Genomic DNA, 17,788 nt, shown 5'->3' on the forward strand with positions numbered 1-17,788 from the left:
CCACGGAACCGATAACGTGCTCGCCCTCGCCAATCTGGCGATGCTCACCGGCAATCTCGGCAAGCCCGGGGCCGGCGTCAACCCGCTGCGAGGGCAGAATAACGTCCAAGGCGCCTGCGACATGGGCGCGCTGCCGAACGTCTTCTCGGGCTACCAGCGCGTCAACGACGACGACGCGCGGCGCAAGTTCGAGCAGGCCTGGGCGAAGCCGCTTCCGTCCGAGCTCGGCCTGACGGTCGTCGAAATGATGAACGCCGCCGATTCGGGGCGGATTCGCGGCATGTACATCATGGGCGAGAACCCGGTGTTGAGCGACCCGGATGTGTGCCATGTGCGCGAGGCGCTGGCGAAGCTAGACCTCCTAGTCGTGCAGGACATTTTCCTGTCCGAGACCTGCGAGTTCGCTGATGTGGTGCTGCCCGGCGCCGCGTTCGCGGAGAAGGGCGGCACGTTCACGAATACGGAGCGGCGCGTGCAGGTCCTGCGCCGGGTGCTGCCAGCGCCTGGCGACGCGCGGGAGGATTGGCGGATTCTGCTCGATGTGGCGAAGGCTGCGGGCGAGGATTTCGCGCTCGCGGACGAATCCGCCGTGTTCGACGAGATGGCGGCGCTGACGCCGTCGTACGCCGGCATCAGCCACGCGCGACTCCGCGAGACGTCGCTGCACTGGCCCTGTCCTACCCCGGATCATCCGGGCACCCCTATCCTTCACACCGAGCGCTTCACGCGCGGCAAAGGGCTGTTCCACGCCGTCAGCTACCGCCCGCCCGCCGAGGAGCCCGATGCCGAGTATCCGCTGATCCTCACGACGGGCCGTATCCTATACCATTTCCACACCGGCACGGTCTCGCGCCGTTCGGCGAGCCTCGACGCCCTGGTGCCGGAGGGCTACGTCGAGCTGAGTCCAGACACGGCCGCGCAGTTAGGGGTTGCCGACAAGGACCGCGTGCGGGTGTCGTCGCGGCGCGGATCCATCGAGATCCGGGCCCGGCTCACCGAGCGGGTCGCCAACGATGTCGTCTTCATCCCGTTCCATTTCGCCGAGAGCGCGGCGAACGTGCTCACCAACGCGGCCCTCGACCCCCAGGCGAAGATACCGGAGTTCAAGGTCTGCGCCGTGCGCGTGGAGCGGGCGTAGGGCCTCGCCTTCTCTCCTGCCCAATCCCGACGAGTCGCCGTGCTGCGACACAGGGTCTCTTGCCAGCCCCGGCATCAGCACCGCCGCGGCCTGCCCGAAGTGACCGCCTGAGAGAGCGAAGGCGATGGTTTGGCTCACGGCGAATCCTCACCGCGTTCCACCCCAGGAGGAGTCAGCATGCCATGAGCACACAAGCTGCGTTTGCCGAAGTTGACATCACGCCGCCCCTCGGGACGAAGAAGATCGGGTGGCTGAAGGAAATCGTCGGCGATTCGGTGCTCGACCCGCTGTTCGCCCGAGCCGCGGTGATCCAATCGGGCGCGGCCGGCATTGCCTTCATCCAGTTGGACACCCTCAGCATTCGGTGGACGACGACCAATGAGATTCGGCGGCGGATAGAGCAGCGATGCGGGTTCCCGGGCGCGAGTGTCATGGCCGCGGCGACGCACAACCACGCCGGCCCAGCCGTCGCGACGACGGGCGAGGTGCCTCGCGACGACGCGTATATCGAGATGATGGTGTCCAGGATCGTTGACATGTTCTGCGCGGCGCTCGATAATCTGCAGCCCGCCGAGATCGGCATCGCCAGCGCGTTCGAGTGGAACGTGGCGCACAATCGGCGCGTCGTGATGCGCGATGGCACCGTTCAGACGCACGGCCGGTTCCCCGACCCGAACGCACTCTACATCGAGGGGCCGATTGACCCCGAGGTGGCGGTGCTCGCCGCGCGCAGCTCCAACGGCGAGATGCTGGGCGCCATTGTCAACTTCGCGTGCCACCCCACCCACCACGGCCCCGAGCCGGGCTTCTCCGCCGGCTTCCCCGGCGTGCTGGCGCGGGAGATGAAGTCTCGCGGGTGCCCGGTCACGCTGTTCCTCAACGGGGCGAGCGGGAACATCCACACCGCCGATCCCACGCGGAACGGGGCCGACGTGGAAATGGAAGCCGCCGGTCTCGCATTGGCCGACGACGTATCGCAAGCAATGACCGACATGTCTTTCAGGGCCGCCGTCCGCGTTGGCTGCGCGGCGCGCACGGTCGAGCTTCCGTTTCGCAAGGCCACGGAGGACGAGGTGCGCGGCACGATCCGGGGCGCGCAGCGGTTCGTGGATCCGACGATCTACGACCGTACGATGCCGCGGGTCCTCGAGAGGATACGCGAGTGCGGGGTGCAGCTTGCCGAGGTGCAGGCGCTGTTCGTGGACGACTACGCCTTCGTCAGCATGCCCGCGGAGTACTTCGTGCAGTTGGGTCTGCGCATCAAAGAAGAGTCACACCCGCGCCACGCGCTCGTCGTGAGCTGCGCGAATGGAATGGTCGGGTATGTTCCTCATCGCGAAGCGTTCCTGCGTGGAGGCTACGAGACGACGTTCACCAACAGCAGCAGGCTGGCGCCGGAGGCGGGCGACCTGCTGGCCGATTGCGCGATCGAGATCATCCGCGCCGGGTGCGACGGCGCGGTGGAGGTGTAGTCGCTTGTTCCGCGCCCCGCGAGGTCGTTGGCTGATCGCGGTCGCGCTGGCCGCAGCGGCTGCGAGCGCAGATCCTGCCCGGGAGGGAACCATGCAAATCGTGAAGCCGACGCGGCCGCAGGAGGTCTTCCGCGGCCACGGCGGCGTCATCCTCACCGACGATTCGCAGTTCGAGATCATCGCCCGCGACCCCGCCGCCCCGCTGTTCGAGGGCGAGGGGCGCGCGAATTACCTCTATCCGCCGGACGCCTCGCTCATCAGTCTGATGGATCAGGCCGCGAAGCGCGGCGCGGGCCGCTTCATGGTATCCTACGATTTCTTCTTCGGGGGCCAGGCGCGGCGGCTGCACCTCGACTCGCCGGAGACGCTCGCCGCGTTCGAGGTCATCGCGAGATTAGCGCGAGAGCGCGGCATGACCCTCGAGGGCAGCGTCATCAACCCGCTCGACCTCGGCCGCGGGTACGCCGCCAAGCATGACCACGCCGGCGAGATGTGCCTGTTCCAGGAAGGCCGCATTGCCGCGGACGGCCGCTACAGGATGACGCTGCGCGCGCAGGCGCAGTGGTGCAACAACAAAGGCCCGATCTCCCTCCAGGTGAAGGCGGTGAAGGTATTCGCATTTGCCGAGCGACGCGTACCCGGCACGTCGTACTTCGCCGTGGATCCGCGCGATATCGTTGACATCAGCGACACGGTGGAGCGGGCCGAGCCGGCGGGCGAGGTCACCGGCCCAGCGGCTGGGTGGCGCGAGCAGCCGTACCGAGTCGAAGGCCGGTGGCCGCAAGCGGGCAAAGACACGCGGTGCCTCGTCGTCCTGGTGCACGCGTTGCCGGAACTCGATTACTTCAACCCCGACGCGCTCGAGTATGCCAAAGGCGTGATTAACGAGTACCATCGCCGCGGGATAGACTTCGCCGCGTTCTATGGCGATGAAATGCACAGCCAGTTCGACTGGGACCTGCGGCGCGTCGGGCGCGAGGAATTGCAGGTGCGCTACGTCACCCCGAGCATGTGCCGGGCATTCGCGCGCGCTTACGGCCGCGAGTTCGCAGACCTCTATAAGTATTTGGTCTACTTCTGCCAAGGCCACGGGTGCCTGGACGGAGAGCAGGCGATTGACGGCACGCAGCACGTCATGGGGGCGGACCGGGAGAGCATCTACCGCACGTGGATGTTCCGTCGCAACTACTTCGATATGTTGTCCGCCGCGGTCGTCGGCCTGTCGCTCGAGGCGAAGCGGTATGCGGAGAGATTATATGGACGTCCGGTGGAGGTGACGGCGCATCCGACCTGGCAGGAGGCCCCGACGTGCGATGATTTCGGCGCGGGCTGCGGCGGCGATCGCGCGCATTCCTACGACTACACCGACGCGTTCCGCGGCAGCGCGTCGGTGCGCGAGGCGATCAGCGCCTGTTACGACTACTGGCGCTGGAACCGCGTGTACACCGGCTGCGGCACGGATCACCCGGAGGGCGGGTGGGCCGACCGCAACTACTTCGGGCGGGCATTCGCCTGCGGTCTGGGGACGATCAATGATGCGGGATGGACCTACTGCGCCTCCTGGGGCGCGCCGGCGGAAATCATCGCTCGCATGAACCAGGTCACCGCCGCCTACGGCTGCCGCCACAGTAACCCGCTGCATAACGTCGTCCAAGGCGAGGTGCACCGCGACACGGACGTGCTGCTGCTCTACCCGCTCGACTTGCTCTACGTCGATCAGCGCTTCGGCTCGTGGATGGTGCAGTACGGCTACTGCAACTATGCGACCGAGGAGGAGTTGTGCCGCTGGGGACGGGTGACCGCCGACGGCCGGCTCTCGCTTCGCGGGCGCCGGTACCGCGTGGTGGGGGCGCTGTTCGAGCCGTTCGTGCGGCCGAAAACGCTCGACCTGATGGCGGCCATGCTGGCGCGCGGCGGGTCAGTGTTGTGGATGGCCACGCCGCCGGAGCGATACGAGGAGGGCACGGGATCGCCGCTCGCCCGATGGCAGAGGATGTTCGGCGTCACGTACGAGCGGCCGCCCGCGGGAGGCGCCGCAGCGGGCGGCAAGAACGTGCGATTCGCCGGGGCGATGTCGAACGCCGCGCCCATGGAGGTGCCCTCTGATCTGCTGCCCGACTGGATCTATCCGGTCAAGCCGGATAACGCCGACGCCGTGGCGAGAATCGGCACGCGGGTGGTGGGGGCGATCCGATGCCACCGCGGCGGGGGACGGGCGATGTTCCTCGGCTTCCGCGCGAGAGACGACCAGTCGGCCTCGACGGGCAAGGACATCCGCGTTCTATTCGACGCACTGTCGGCGGCCGGCGCCTATACCGGCGATGACCATCCCGAGCGGATGTCGCGCACCGGCGACGTGCTCGCCAACAAGTTCCCGAATGGCGTAGTGACGGTGACGAATCACTTCCGCTCGCTGCCCGAGCAGTGGCCGGGAGGGTTCAAGCGCGACCCGGAGCGGGATGCTCCCATCGTGGCGCGACTGAACCTGCCGCCGAATGAGGTGCGACTGGACGGGGTAAGGCTGGACGGGCACACTGTGACGTACCGCGGCACGGAAATGGTGAGCTACCGCGTCGCGAGCGGCAAGTTGACGGCGTTCTGCGGCCGCGACACGACGGGCATCAAAATAGACGGCACGGAATACCGGTTTGCCGAGCAACCGCTGACGATCGCCTGGGCGGAGGTCGCGCGCCGCGAGCGAGCCTCTGCCGTGCGGACGGCGCACCGGTTGTGGGTGTCGGGGCCGTGCGAGGTCACGTTACCGGTGGACGCGCGGGGATGGCAGAGCCCGCGGGGCGCGGTGGCCAGCGGGGCTGACGCCGCGGGAGCCATCGCGGTGCGCGCCGCGGGAGACGCGTTGGTCGTATCCGTGGCGCCCGGTCAGGAAGGCCGATGGTTGTACGTGGGGGATTGGTGAGAAGCGCCGCCGGGCTCGCAGGGAGGAGACATGTCGTGCAAAGTGCTAGGTTCGCAAGGTGGTGTGCCATCGTGACGTGGTGCATGGCGATATCCGCCGGGGGCGGCGCGCAGGCACCGCAGCCGCTGGCGCCGGTGGTTGAGGTGGAAGAGGACGTGTACCAGTATGAGCCGGCGGACAACGGCGCCGGGCCGTTGTGGTGCAAAGGCTCCACCTGCATCGTGCGCATCGGCGATCACGTGCTGGCCAGCGGCCTGGAGACCATTCCTGATCTGAAGCCGCTCAACAACTGCCGATGGCTTCTGTTCAAGCGAACGGACGACGGCTGGGCACTGCAGCGGCGCGATGAGAAAGGCCGCACGCGCGAGCCGTGCCCGCTGGCCGGTTTCTCCGCCGACCGCATATTCCTCTCCGTGAATCCGACGCTCACCGAGCCGAACGTGTACGGCGGCCCGGCGCGACCTCAGATCCTGGAGTTCGCCGCCGCTGATCCCAAAGCTGACTATAAGACGCTCCTGCCCGAATGGGAGGACGAGCCCCGATTCACCGAGCATTCATATCGCGGCCTCGCCGCGGACGGGCCGAGCGGCGAGTTGTTGCTGCTCAACATCCTTGGGCACGAGGCACAGCACTGGAGTTTCCGCGACAAAGACGGGCGCTGGTCGGCACGAGGCAAGCTCGTGTTCCCGATGGGGATGGACTATGAGGAGCCGGAGCCGATTCGACTGTGTTATCCGGTGATCGCGCTCCGGAATCGCACGGCGTACGTGCTCGGCATCAGCGACATCATCGAGCCGGTCAAGGAGTGGCGCGCGTACAAGCGCGAGCTGACCGGGCGCGAGTGGGACTACGACTTCCGGCGCCTGTTTTTCACGTGGACCCCCGACATCGTCACCACGCCGTTCGCGGAGTGGGTCGAGATCGCCAGCCGCGAGAAGACGGCGGGGCATATCAACAACCTCGACATCTGGATCACCCCGGATGGCGCCGCGCACATGCTGTGGAGCGAGACATCGCTTGATTCCCGGCTGCGGGAAAAGTACTTCCCTGGGGAGCGCTTGACCTATGCGTTGGAGCGCTGCGTGGTGCGTGACGGGAAAGTAGTTGCCCGCGACACGCTGGCGAAGGGAGGAGAAGGCGAGTCGAGCGAGATACCCGGAGTCGCTCGTTTCCACGCGACCCCCGATGGCCGACTGTTTGTGTTCTATTACTGCGGGGGGAGCGACGCGCAGGGCAATCCGCTGTCGGAGAACCGGTTGATGGAGATACTGCCGGGCGAAACGCACGGCGAGCCGGTGAAGGTCAGGCTGGAATGTCCCCTCACCGGCTTCTTCACCGCGACTGAGCGCGGCGGCTCGGCGCCATCCGACACGCTCGATGTCCTCGGCGAGTGCCCCGCTAAGGCGCGGACGCTGCGCTACGCGCGCATTCGCATCCGGTGACGTCGGGGCGCTGTCGCAGGCGCAGGCTCGTGCGGCAGCACCGTGTCCGCGAGTCAAGGCTCACCGGCGATTCGCTCTACGCCCAATCCGGCGGCGCGTCCAGGTCCGCGAATACGCAGCGCTGCGCCGCCGCGCGCGCAATGAGTTCCCCGACCACACCGACCTCGGGCCATTTGACCTTCTTGACCTGATTGCGCGCAGCCTCGTAGATCGCCTGGATGGTGTACGTGACCTTGACACCTTCCGCAAGGGGGACGAACGGCGTCCCGCCGTGCATGATCGCCCGGTACAGGTTGTCGTGTTTGCTCGGGACGTCGGCGGGGATCTTCATCGCCCGCTTGGTGCCGTCGTGCAGGTCAATGTGGCTCGCGCCGAGAGTCGCGGCGCCTTTGGTGCCGAAGACCCTGATCCAGCTTGTTCCCTTGGCGCCCTCATTGCATGTCGTCGCGTAGAAGTAGAGCTTGGTTCCGGATGGCCCTTCGAGATCCACCACGGCGCAGGCCAAATCCTCCATCTCCAGTGTGCGCACGGGATGCGCGCGGTAGAGGCCGGCGCGGGCGCACTTGGCCACTGATATCGCCGGTCGCGGCGCCGTGTTTGCCAGCATCAGCGCGGCCGACATGGCGTGGCTCGCCTGGTTGTAGATCACACCGTCGCGGCACCACTTGCCCTCCACACGCTTGCGCCCGACCCAATGGGCGCGGCGGTAGTAGTCATCCTCGCGGTACCAGTTGACCACCGCAGCCACTTCGCGAATCTCGCCGAGGTCGCCGCGCGCGATGTGGTTCTTCAGCCCGATCAGCCCTGCGCCGGCGGGCGGGCTGAAACCGACGGTGACGACCTTGCCGGCTTAGTGCTGCGCCTTCAGCATGCGGTCGGCGTCGGCGTTGGAAGCCGTGGTCGGTTTCTCGACGAACACGTGCATGCCGCGCTTGAGCGCCGCGATGGTCATCGGCGCGTGCCAGTGGTGTGGCGTGCAGATGAATGCGACATCGCCCTCGACGGTGCGAAATGCGTCGCGATAGTCCTCGAAGAAGGGCACCCCCGCTGCCGCGGCAGCCTTGCGGCTGTTGCGCACATCGGGCCGTCGCGGATACGCATCGCACACGGCGGCGACGTCGAAGCGCGGGTTCTCCATCAGCGCTTTGAGGTGTCCTCGACCGATGCCACCGATACCTATCTGAATCGTCCTCAGCACTTTCGGCACGGCACTACCTCCTGGCTTGAATGATGCCATTTCCGGGCGACCAAGCCGACCGGCCGGTTGCCGCCGCGGTGCCCCGTCACGCGCATTACTTTCCGCTCGCATCGGTGAATCCCTTTCGCTGAGGCGGCAGTAGTCAGCGAGTCGGCGACATTCGCGGTCAACGCGGGCGCGCATAGCCCGCCGACACCGGCAGGCGCTGCGGCGGAGGCGGGCGAACTTATGCCTGCGAAGCCATGCGCAAGAAGCTCTCTTTCTGGGCGGCGGTCAGCCGCGCCCCGTTCTTCACGGGTTCCGCGCTGCCGGTCGGGCTCGGCGCCGCCGCTGTATGGTACCAGAGCGGCGAGTTCCGCCTCGGCCTGTTCGTGCTGACGCTCGTCGGCGCGGTGCTCGTCCACGCCGGCGCCAACATCGCAAACGATTACTACGACCACCTCTCCGGCGCCGACGACATCAACCCGGACTTCCACACGCCCCTGTTCGGCGGCAGCCGCTTGATCCAGGACGGGCTGATGACGCCGCGCGCGACGCTGATGGCGGCACTTGCATGTCTCAGCATTGCCGCCGTTATCGGCATCGTTCTCACCTGGCTGCGAGGTTGGCCGATACTTGCGCTTGGGCTCGTCGGTGTCCTCTCGGGCTTCTTCTACACCGCGCCGCCGCTCAAGCTAAGCTATCGCGGGTGGGGTGAATTGGCGGTGGCGCTCGATTTCGGCGTGCTCATGGTCGCGGGGACGCAGTACGTGCAAGTCCGCGCTGTAACGGCCGTAGGGCTTGCGGCTTCGGTGCCCGTGGCGCTGCTGATACTGCTCGTACTCTACGTCAACCAATTCCCCGATGCGCCCGCGGACGGACAGGCAGGCAAGCGGCACCTCGTGGTGAGATGGGGGACGCGGCGGGCGCGCCTTGGCGTGCCGGTCCTGTACGCCGCAACCTACGCCAGCATCTTGGCCGCGATCGCGGCCGGTCTGGCACCCGGCTGGTGCTTGGTGGCGCTGCTGACGGCGCCGCTGGGGGCGGGCGCGTCGGCCGTCGTATGGCAGTACCACTCTCAACCCAAGCGCCTGGTACCCGCCAGCGCCATGACCATCGCCGCGCATGCGCTGACGAGCGTGCTGCTCATCATCGGGTACGTCGCCGGCCGGGCGTCCGCCGGCGTGTGACCGCCGGCGCAGGGACACCTCACCCACAGGAGCGTTCAATGAGCAAGCAGGATCTTCGTTCGCAGCCATTTCGCACCATGGTCGCGTTGGGCGAAAGCCACGTCGCGGGGGCATGCGCCACCGATGAGAGCCGCCGCTGGGTCAACGTCGTCGCGGAACTCATCAGCAGGTGTCAGGGCGAGCCGGTCACGCTGCACAACAAGGGAATCGGCGCGAACGCCATCTCCCCGCGCAGCCCCGGCTACGCGAGTTCCGCCAAGCCGAGCGCCCTCGAACGCTACACCGCTGACGTCATCGCGCTGCAACCGGACCTGTTCATCCTCGCGTACGGGCTCAACGACATGCGGGCCGGCATGCCCCCGGAGGACTTCCGCGAGGACATGGCGCAGATCATCCGCGACGTCAGAGATGCCTGCAGCCCGGTGACCGTGCTGACGACCGTTTACCACATGAGCGCCTACGACTGGTATCCGCCGTATGACGTCGGGAGCGTGGCCGCGACGGAGGTCTTCAATCTCGTCATCCGTCAACTCGCCGAGGAACACGAATGCATCCTCGCCGATATCTGGGACGCCGAGGGGCAGGCCGACTGGGCGATACACCCGGACACGGTTCACGCGAACGATCTGGGGCATCTGCTGATCGCGAACCGAGTGTTCGAGGCGATTGCCACGAATTGCAGCGGCGTCGCGGCGCGCGTCACCGCCGAGCTTGCCGAAGATCGCGCGGAAGTCCTGCGCACCATTGACCAGCGCCGCAGGCCGCAGGACTACGGCTCAAAGGACTGAGCCTCCGCCGCTCCTCCCCTATCGGCCGCGCTGCGTCGGCGGCGGAGACGCGCGGATTCGCAGGTGCGCGGCCGCGGCGGGGCGAAGTCGGTTCCGGGATAACGCTTTCCAGGCTTATGACCATGGGCAAGTTCATGCGGGTGCTGTTCTGGGTCGTGCTGCTGGTGCTGGTGCTGACGGCAATCGCCGCCGGCGCGTTCTGGATCTGGTTCTTCTCGCCGCGGACCGAGACGACACTGGCTGCTCGGTACGGGCCGTTCCGCGAAGCGTGGCGGGCGGGCCGCCTCGAACAGGTCGCAGCCGGGCCGCTCACGGCGGGCGCGGCGTCGGTGGACATCACCCCGCCGATCGGCACGCCGTTGGGCGGATACGGTGCGCGCCGGGGCCGGCCGTCGACGGGCGTGCACGACGCAATCTATGCCAAAGCGCTCGTGCTCGACAACGGCAGCGAGCGGATCGGGATCGTCACGTGCGACCTGATCGGGGTCAGCAAGGACGTCAAGCGCCAGGTGCTCAAGCGTGCCGCGCGGGCGACCGGCCTCGACGACGACCACCTCCTGATCTGCGCCAGCCATACGCATTCGGGACCCGGCGCGCTCGCGCCCGAGTTCGTATGGCAGCTGGCGATGGGGCGGTACGATGCAGGCCTGCGCAGGCAAATCGTCAACAAGATCGCCGGTGCGCTCATCTCTGCGAACGGCAACCGCCGCCCCGCGCGCATCGGCTGGGCGGCAGGAACCGCGCCGGAGTTTGCCTCCAATCGCCGCGGCGAGGACGCCGAGCGCGTCACCGACCCCCAACTCGTCGTGGTGCGCGTGGATGGTCAGGATGACAAGCCCATCGCGGCGCTCGTCAATTTCGCCGCACACGGGACGTGCCTCGACGACGACAACATGCTGGTCTCGGGCGACTGGCCCGGGTATCTCCAGCGCCGCCTGGAGGCCGAGATCGGCGACGGCGTGACCGCAATGTTCGCCAACGGCGCACAGGGCGACCAGTCGCCGCGCTCGCCGAACGGGCTGGACGGCTATCGCGGCGCCGAGGACGTCGGCTTCGGGCTCGCCGACCGCTGCATCGAGATGTGGACGAAGATTCGTACCCAGGACGAGGCCGAACTCGCCGTCGCCTCGTTCCCCGTCCGGCTGCCGGAGGGCCTCGGGTCGGTGTTGCTGACGCCTGCGACGCGGATTACGGCGATGAATCTCGCCGGGCTCGGCATCATGGCGGTGCCGGGAGAGATGTCGGCACCGCTCGGCATGAGGCTCAAGGAGCAGGCACGACGACTGGGCTTCGCGGAGCCCTGCATATTCGGCCTGGCCAACGACCACATCGGTTACATCCTCACGGAAGACCAGTACCGACGCGGCGGGTACGAGCGCACGGTATCGGGCTACGGCCCCGGGCTGGGGCAGTTTATCGAGAAGGCTTTCGCCGGCGCCGTCATGGAGCTTGCGGTTCGCGCCAGCGACATCACGCCGGTCGTCGAAGACAAACTCGGCAGGCGCATCTGCGGGCCGGCGCGAGCATATCATAAGCACGGCCAGTGGATCCTGGAGTTGACCGGCAATCCGTATGAAATCGGCTACCGCCACGGCGCGCTAGTCAAGCCGGAGTTCAAGGAGACGCTGGCGGCCATGCGCAAGTCCGCGGGACGCGAGCTGCCGGTGCCCGGCGGCATGCGCAGCCTGCTGTTTGCCGCAAGGCGGTCGGAGTACATGCTGGAGCGGCACCTGCCGCCGGAGTACGTACTCGAAATCCACGGCCTGGCGGACGGCCTCGGGCTCGACTACGACACGACGCTGTTCCTGCAGGTCATGCTCGCGATCGTCGAGCAGCCGACGATGAAGAAGATGCTCGGGGTGGGAGCGAGTTGCTCGAACATGGTGGCCATCGGCTCGGCGACGCGGCGCGCGGGAGATCTGATTCACGGGCGCAACCTCGACTGGGGCATGGGCGAAGTGCTGCCGCAAGTCGCGACCGTGGCGTTCTACAAGCCGGCCGCCGGGCACGACTTCGTGGCAGTCAACTGGGCGGGCATGGTCGGCTGCCTGACTGCGATGAACGCGGCGGGCCTGTGCATCGGCGAGGAGAGCGTATCTTCGCCGCTCGACACGTCGGTTGACGGCAAGCCCTTGTTCCTGCTCATTCGCGAGGCGATTCAGTATTGCGATTCGCTCGACCAAGCGGTGGATTTCGTCGCCGAGACGCCCGGCACGTGCGGCTATCACGTGACGATTTGCGACGGGAACCTGCGCGACGCGCGCACCGTTGAAGTGACCGCGCATCACCATGCCGTGCGCGTGCCGCGGGATGATGTGCTGTTCGGATGCGTCGGCGAGCGTCGGCCGGAGATGTTCGAGGGGGGCGCCCTGCCGCATCCCGATATCGCGCGCGCTGATTCGAGCAGTGATTCGCGGTACGCGCGTCTGCGGGAGCTGGCGGCGGAGTATCACGGCCGGATTGACGTGCCGCGGATGGCGGAGTTCCTGCGGGATGACATAGATCCACGCAGCGGCAAGCCGGGATCATCGGGGCATTCGGTGTGCAACTCGTCAACGCTGCACAGCGTGGTCATGCGGCCCGGGCGGCGGGATCTGTGGGTCGCGCAGGGGGAGATGCCGGCACCGACCGGCGAGTACGTCCACTACGAGCTGCGCCAGGTGCTGGCGCGGATGAAGTAGCGCTACATCACGGCGGGAGGCGGCGGTGAGGCGCCTTCGGGTGCCGGGGCCGCCGTCTGTGCCCTGCGGCGCGCCACAACACCGCACGTCGTTGTGCCGAGCGCCAGCCCGACAACGGCGAACGCAATCGCAACCCCTGACACTCCTGGATCAACCATGCCATCGGCGAACACCACGACCGCGGCATAAGGCACGCCGATGACGAATCCCGGGAACGCTCGCGTCGCGTACAATCCGCACACGAGTCCGCCGAGGATGAACGGCAGCACGTGCCAAGCGGTCGGTGGGAAGATATGCGCCTTCAGCGGCCAGACCAGGAGGAGATGTCCTACGCCCTGCACGATGAGGCCGAGCACGATGCCTTTGATGATTCGCATAGCTGTTCTCCAAAGCTAAGCGGTTCTGCGCACAGAGCCCGCCTCCTGCTTATCCGATGAGTGCCGCAACTGCGTTTACAGGAACGCTTGCCGCGGCAGTCGAAGACTTCCGCCATCGCCAAGACGGAGGAGTGAGTATATGCCAAAGATTCAACGCGACGCCGCGACTGAGCTGTACCCGGTGCCAGCAGCCGTCATCAGCTGCGCGGACGCGCAGGGAGACGCCAACCTCATCACCCTCGCGTGGGTCGGCGTGGTCTGCTCTGACCCGCCTATGCTCAGCATCGCCGTGCGCCCCGGGCGGTACTCGCACCCCATGATTAAAGAGACTCGCGAGTTCGTCGTCAATCTGCCGCGCGCGAGCCAAGCGAAAGCGGTGGACGTGTGCGGCACGGTGTCCGGGCGCTCCGGGGACAAGTTCACGGCCGCCGGCGTGACCGCCGAGCCCGCCGCCTATGTCAAGGCTCCGTTGATCAAGGAGTTCCCCGTCAACATCGAGTGCCGCGTGCGGGAGGTCCTCAGCCTCGGGACGCACGACGTCTTCCTCGGCGAGATTCTGTGCGTCCACGCGGATGAGGAGGTGCTCGACGAGGGCGGTAACCTGGCGGCGGAGAAGCTCGACCCGCTGGCATTTGTCAACGGCGAATACTACGCCCTGGGCAAGCTGGTGGGGTCCCACGGCTTCTCGGCGAAGTAGGGCGCGGGATGCGCCTTGGCCCGTCGCGATGCCCGCGTCGTCCGTTTCGGCGCGAGCTTGTGCGAACTTTTCGGGCGCCGCCGGCTCTAATCCTATAGCCCGATTCCGCGGAGCGGCCGATGCCGGATGTGAGCCAAGCAAGCCCACTGTACGTTGGCGAGGCCGAGCTGATAGCAGCCTGCCAAAGCGGCGACGAGGCAGCCTGGAACGAGCTGTTTCGCCGCTACCGCAGGCTCGTGTTCACGCACGGCCTGCTGGTGGCCGGCGACGCAGAGGGAGCGGCAGACTTCGTCGCGGAGATCTTCGCCCGGTTGCTGGCGGCTCTCCCCCGTTTTCGCGGTGACGCCGCGTTCATCACCTACCTCCGCAGCATGCTCGCGCGTGAAGGCCGGCGCTGGCGGCGCCGCGAGCAGGCGTCTCATTTGCTCGAAGACCCCGCCGACGAGTGCAGCGCCAATCCGGCGACCGAACTTGTGCGGGCGGAACGACTGGCCCGTGTTCGACGCGTCATCGCCTCACTCCCACCTAGACTGCGCGAGGTCATCGTGCTCCGGCATGTCCACGACCTCAGCTACCAGGAGATAGCTCGGGCCGTGCGCTGTCCCATCGGTACCGTGCGGTCGCGGCTGAGCAAGGCGCGGGAAATGCTGCGGGTGCGACTCGTCGCCATGGGCATCAGCGAAAGAGACGAACCATGAAGACATTCAACTGCAGGCGCGCGCGCCCGTGCCTGTCGGCGTATCTGGATGGCGAGCTGACGCCGGAACGAGCGCGGACGCTGGAGGCCCATCTGCGGGCGTGCGCCGACTGCGCGGCGCATCTCGATGTGCTCGCGGCCCACGCTGCGCTCGTGGACGCGGCTGCCGACGGCGGTGCTGCTGTGCCTGACGGCCTGTGGGCCCGTGCGCGCGAACGAGCGGCGACGAGGCGCACCCGAGCGTCGGTAGGCTGGCGCGAAACCGCGGCAATTGCAGCTGCGACGATGGCCTTAATTCTGTTGATGTGGCTGGCGGAGCCGCGAGACCGGCGAGACATCACACCTGTGGTACGTCCGCCGGGCGCAGAGGAGATGGAAATACTTGACCTCGTGGCCAGGCTTGACCTCGACGAAGCTGCAGATGGTTCAGAACGGTTCGGATTCCGGAGGACGCCATGACCGAAGACGAGATGCCCGGCAGTGCGCGGGACGGCGACCCCGGCGTTCTCGGATATATCGCGAAGTGGGCCCTGATAAGCCTGGTGTTCGGCGTAGTGCTCGGCGCGCTCAAGGGCGCCGGGCTTCTCGCGAGTTCGTGGTCACTGCGCCTCGAAGCGCTGGCCTGGGTGCAGTGGCTCAAGGGGCAGCTCGGCCCCATCTCCGGCGGGCTGTGGCTCGTCGCCTTCCTCTACGGCGTGTGCATCGCGCGCCTGGCAGGCTACGCATGGCGAGAAGCACTGTGGCGCGTGACGGCCGTCGCCTTCGCACTTCTCGCCTTTGCGGGGGTCGCGCTGCTGAGCGCGTCGTGCGCGCGCGAGCACGGCTTCATACCGCCGCCGGAGGTCGGACGCTTGTGGAGGTGGATGCCGGCGGTCGCAGCAACGGCGATCGCGTACGGGCTGCATGCTCGCTCGTGGAAGGGAGCAGCGCTGGCCCTGCTGGTGAGTGCCGGCGTACTGTGTGCCGTGTTCGGCGCGTGGATTATCGGGTGCGAGGGCCGCATCGCGTATTCCGTAGCCGCGGTAGGAGCGGTCGCTCTCGCCTGCGCGGCATACTGCTGGTCTGGACGCGATGGGATCATAGCGGGTGTGACCGGCGGCATCGTCGTCGGCGCGGCATGGGTAGCGGGGCTGCTGGCGGCCCAAATGTACTCCGGTCAATCCGAGTACAGCACGTACGCTATCCCGTTGTTTCACGGCGTCGGCCTCGTCTGCTTGGCGGGCGTGATCGCCGGCGTGGCGAGGCGGTCGGCGGCATCGGCGGCGCTGGCGACCGCGGGCACGGCGGTCGCCTGGGCGATGATCAACAGCCTCGGTCAGATATCCACCTGGCTTCGCAGCGCATCAGACGGCTTGCGGAGCTACGCCGCTTCAACATCACTCCCAGCGCCGCCGCTTCCGGGATACCTTGCACTGACGTTGCAGGGGCCGGCGAGAGGACACGCAGCATGGCATGATGCGTTCGGGGGAGCGGCGCTGGGCATTGCGGGAGGCCTTGCGTGGTGGGCGACTGCGCGAGAGCGTTCGGTTCGCAATCTGGCGGTTACCGTCGGCGCCGCAGCGGTTTGCGGTGCCCTGATCGCAGCTCTGCTCCGTTCGGCTGCGGACGTAAGTGCGTTCTACGTCTTCAGTCGCGGCGGCACGCCGGAGATTGGGGAAGCGATCGTGTTCGGCGGGCTTGCGGCGGGATGCGTGCTCATCACGAGTGTTGCGTTCGGGTTGCTCATCCGGATCGCCCACAGTGGTGAAGCGGCGCCAGCCCGCCAGGTGCGGCGGGCTGCAGTCGCGGTGATCGGGCTCATTGCAGCGTGTCTCGCGACCAGCTACAGTTACGTCAGTTGGGCCAACGGCCCGAATCACGACCGTTTGTTGGAGATTCTACGCGATCACCGTGAAGAGCGTCGGGCTTACGAGACGGGCGGCGAGCACCGTATCCAGTCGGGGCCTGCGCCGCTTGTTACTCTCGATTTCTCGCACGCCGGCGATTACCGGGTGCCGCATCGGCTGGACTATCCTCGGGGCGACGTGCTGCTCTCCACGTTGAGCTGGTACCGGCGCGCGGGCTGCGGCGCCGCCGATAGGCCGCGTCTTCTCCACTATATCTACCGCGAGCAGACCAAGCAGTGGCGTCTCGCGCCGGCGCTGAAGACGGCGCAGGCTGCCTGGCGGGACTACGGGGTGAATGCGTCCTGGGCGCGAGCAGGGATGATCCGTATGCTGATGGCGCTCCGGCGTTGGGATGAGGCGGCGCGCGAGCTGGAGGGCATCATCGAGCAGGGATATGTGGCTGAGGTGCGGAGACGGGACAAGTTCGGACGTTTGATGACACAAACAGTCACCCTGTACGAAATGGGCTACGGCGGCCCGGAGCAGATGCTGGCCACGTGCTACGAGATGATGGGGCAGTGGGAGCAGTGCTTGGCGATGGCCGGCAAGGCGCTTGAGAAGGTCAAACATCCGCCGGCAGGCATGTACACTTACACGGGGAACGCCGCGGCGGCGCTTGAATCTCAGATAGGCCGCGCGCGGCGGGCGCGCCGCGACGGCGTTGGGAAATGGTCTGGCGTGGTCGTCGGAAGCTTGCGTGTCGGGTCCGCGCGGGTACGCGCCGAAGCCATCCTGTTGTCTCACGAGAACACGGGCTGGACGCGATGGCTCGAGCCATGGGCGCCGGCTGCATCTCTGGCGGGATTCGCTGGTACAAGCAAGGGCGTGTTCCGGTTCGATGGCCTGCCGCCAGGCACGTACCATCTCGTCGTCCGGTTCGTCTATAGGCCGTACATGGAGGGGTGCGTAGTGCTCGACGGACCGAAAGAGATTAGGGTTGATGAGAACACCGTCCACCTCGATCCCATCGAATTCGTGCCTGCGCTGAGACACAAGTCGCCCGCCGCGGGCGCGACGATAAGAGCCACGAACCCTGTGCTGTCCTGGTATCCGCACCCCAGAGCGGCCTATTACACCGTGCACATCAGCGGCGGCTGCGAGAAGTGGGTGTGGGAGAGCGGATCCATCACCAACAGCTCCGTTCGCGTGGATGCCGAGGGCTTCGACCGGGGCGCAGGAGGTACGGAGAGGTGGCGGGGGGGCCTTATTCCTGGAGCATGGTACGGTTGGCTGGTCGTGGCACATGACGAGCGCGGCCGTGCGATATCGAACAGCCAGGACTACCGGCTCAGTGGGATCCCATGGTTCAAGGTCGCCAAGTGAGGG

The 17,788-nt window shown here is 67.0% G+C and carries 14 protein-coding genes; 11 read left to right on the plus strand and 3 right to left on the minus strand.

Annotated elements, in window-relative coordinates; genetic code table 11:
- From JSV65_19620 to JSV65_19635, 4 genes are all read left to right on the plus strand, one after another.
- On the plus strand, positions 1-1,138 hold a 1,138-nt coding region (locus JSV65_19620), incomplete at its 5' end, for a molybdopterin-dependent oxidoreductase (protein UCH34696.1).
- A gap of 182 nt (positions 1,139-1,320) precedes the next feature.
- Positions 1,321-2,610, plus strand: coding sequence for a hypothetical protein (locus tag JSV65_19625; protein UCH34697.1), 1,290 nt, complete (start codon positions 1,321-1,323; stop codon positions 2,608-2,610).
- Between the two features lie 91 nt (positions 2,611-2,701).
- On the plus strand, positions 2,702-5,527 hold the full coding sequence (locus JSV65_19630) for a hypothetical protein (GenBank protein ID UCH34698.1): 2,826 nt from the start codon (positions 2,702-2,704) through the stop codon (positions 5,525-5,527).
- 35 nt (positions 5,528-5,562) lie between these two features.
- Complete coding sequence (locus JSV65_19635; protein UCH34699.1) at positions 5,563-6,969, plus strand: hypothetical protein; 1,407 nt, start codon at positions 5,563-5,565, stop codon at positions 6,967-6,969.
- Positions 6,970-7,045: 76 nt separating this feature from the next.
- Here the strand turns inward: JSV65_19635 and JSV65_19640 are convergent, their stop codons facing one another.
- Entirely contained in the window at positions 7,046-7,717 is a 672-nt protein-coding gene (locus JSV65_19640; protein ID UCH34700.1) for a hypothetical protein, read from the minus strand.
- Between the two features lie 102 nt (positions 7,718-7,819).
- Positions 7,820-8,176 carry a Gfo/Idh/MocA family oxidoreductase gene (locus JSV65_19645; GenBank protein ID UCH34701.1) on the minus strand — a complete coding sequence of 119 codons (357 nt, stop codon included), beginning with the start codon at positions 8,174-8,176 and terminating at the stop codon, positions 7,820-7,822.
- Positions 8,177-8,409: 233 nt separating this feature from the next.
- On the opposite strand from JSV65_19645, the gene menA reads away from it, so the two are divergent.
- The 3 genes from menA to JSV65_19660 all read left to right on the plus strand — a co-directional run bounded on the left by menA (position 8,410) and on the right by JSV65_19660 (position 12,805).
- Complete coding sequence (gene menA, locus JSV65_19650) at positions 8,410-9,336, plus strand: 1,4-dihydroxy-2-naphthoate octaprenyltransferase (GenBank protein ID UCH34702.1); 927 nt, start codon at positions 8,410-8,412, stop codon at positions 9,334-9,336.
- Positions 9,337-9,374: 38 nt separating this feature from the next.
- Complete coding sequence (locus tag JSV65_19655) at positions 9,375-10,124, plus strand: SGNH/GDSL hydrolase family protein (protein ID UCH34703.1); 750 nt, start codon at positions 9,375-9,377, stop codon at positions 10,122-10,124.
- A 122-nt stretch (positions 10,125-10,246) separates the two neighbouring features.
- On the plus strand, positions 10,247-12,805 hold the full coding sequence (locus JSV65_19660; protein UCH34704.1) for a neutral/alkaline non-lysosomal ceramidase N-terminal domain-containing protein: 2,559 nt from the start codon (positions 10,247-10,249) through the stop codon (positions 12,803-12,805).
- A 2-nt stretch (positions 12,806-12,807) separates the two neighbouring features.
- On the opposite strand, the gene JSV65_19665 is transcribed toward JSV65_19660, so the two are convergent.
- Positions 12,808-13,182, minus strand: coding sequence for a hypothetical protein (locus JSV65_19665; GenBank protein ID UCH34705.1), 375 nt, complete (start codon positions 13,180-13,182; stop codon positions 12,808-12,810).
- Positions 13,183-13,321: 139 nt separating this feature from the next.
- Here JSV65_19665 and JSV65_19670 point away from each other — a divergent pair, with 139 nt between their 5' ends.
- From JSV65_19670 to JSV65_19685, 4 genes are all read left to right on the plus strand, one after another.
- Positions 13,322-13,879, plus strand: a complete 558-nt coding sequence (locus tag JSV65_19670) for a flavin reductase family protein (protein UCH34706.1) — start codon at positions 13,322-13,324, stop codon at positions 13,877-13,879.
- Between the two features lie 119 nt (positions 13,880-13,998).
- Positions 13,999-14,577 carry a sigma-70 family RNA polymerase sigma factor gene (locus JSV65_19675; GenBank protein ID UCH34707.1) on the plus strand — a complete coding sequence of 193 codons (579 nt, stop codon included), beginning with the start codon at positions 13,999-14,001 and terminating at the stop codon, positions 14,575-14,577.
- Entirely contained in the window at positions 14,574-15,035 is a 462-nt protein-coding gene (locus JSV65_19680) for a zf-HC2 domain-containing protein (GenBank protein UCH34708.1), read from the plus strand. Before JSV65_19675 ends, JSV65_19680 begins: the two co-directional genes overlap by 4 nt.
- A complete protein-coding gene (locus JSV65_19685) occupies positions 15,032-17,785 on the plus strand; it encodes a carboxypeptidase regulatory-like domain-containing protein (GenBank protein UCH34709.1) in 2,754 nt (917 codons plus the stop codon). The genes JSV65_19680 and JSV65_19685 overlap by 4 nt, the downstream gene beginning before the upstream one ends.
- Positions 17,786-17,788: the final 3 nt, after the last annotated feature.

Source organism: Armatimonadota bacterium (assembly GCA_020354555.1).
Classification (GTDB): Bacteria; Armatimonadota; Hebobacteria.

Excerpts from the sequence above, each read along its gene's own strand:
- JSV65_19625 (UCH34697.1), top strand. The coding sequence starts at position 1,321 with ATGAGCACACAAGCTGCGTTTGCCGAAGTTGACATCACGCCGCCCCTC.
- JSV65_19630 (UCH34698.1), top strand. The coding sequence starts at position 2,702 with ATGCAAATCGTGAAGCCGACGCGGCCGCAGGAGGTCTTCCGCGGCCAC.
- menA (UCH34702.1), top strand. The coding sequence starts at position 8,410 with ATGCGCAAGAAGCTCTCTTTCTGGGCGGCGGTCAGCCGCGCCCCGTTC.
- JSV65_19655 (UCH34703.1), top strand. The coding sequence starts at position 9,375 with ATGAGCAAGCAGGATCTTCGTTCGCAGCCATTTCGCACCATGGTCGCG.
- JSV65_19660 (UCH34704.1), top strand. The coding sequence starts at position 10,247 with ATGGGCAAGTTCATGCGGGTGCTGTTCTGGGTCGTGCTGCTGGTGCTG.
- JSV65_19665 (UCH34705.1), bottom strand. The coding sequence starts at position 13,182 with ATGCGAATCATCAAAGGCATCGTGCTCGGCCTCATCGTGCAGGGCGTA.
- JSV65_19670 (UCH34706.1), top strand. The coding sequence starts at position 13,322 with ATGCCAAAGATTCAACGCGACGCCGCGACTGAGCTGTACCCGGTGCCA.
- JSV65_19675 (UCH34707.1), top strand. The coding sequence starts at position 13,999 with ATGCCGGATGTGAGCCAAGCAAGCCCACTGTACGTTGGCGAGGCCGAG.
- JSV65_19680 (UCH34708.1), top strand. The coding sequence starts at position 14,574 with ATGAAGACATTCAACTGCAGGCGCGCGCGCCCGTGCCTGTCGGCGTAT.
- JSV65_19685 (UCH34709.1), top strand. The coding sequence starts at position 15,032 with ATGACCGAAGACGAGATGCCCGGCAGTGCGCGGGACGGCGACCCCGGC.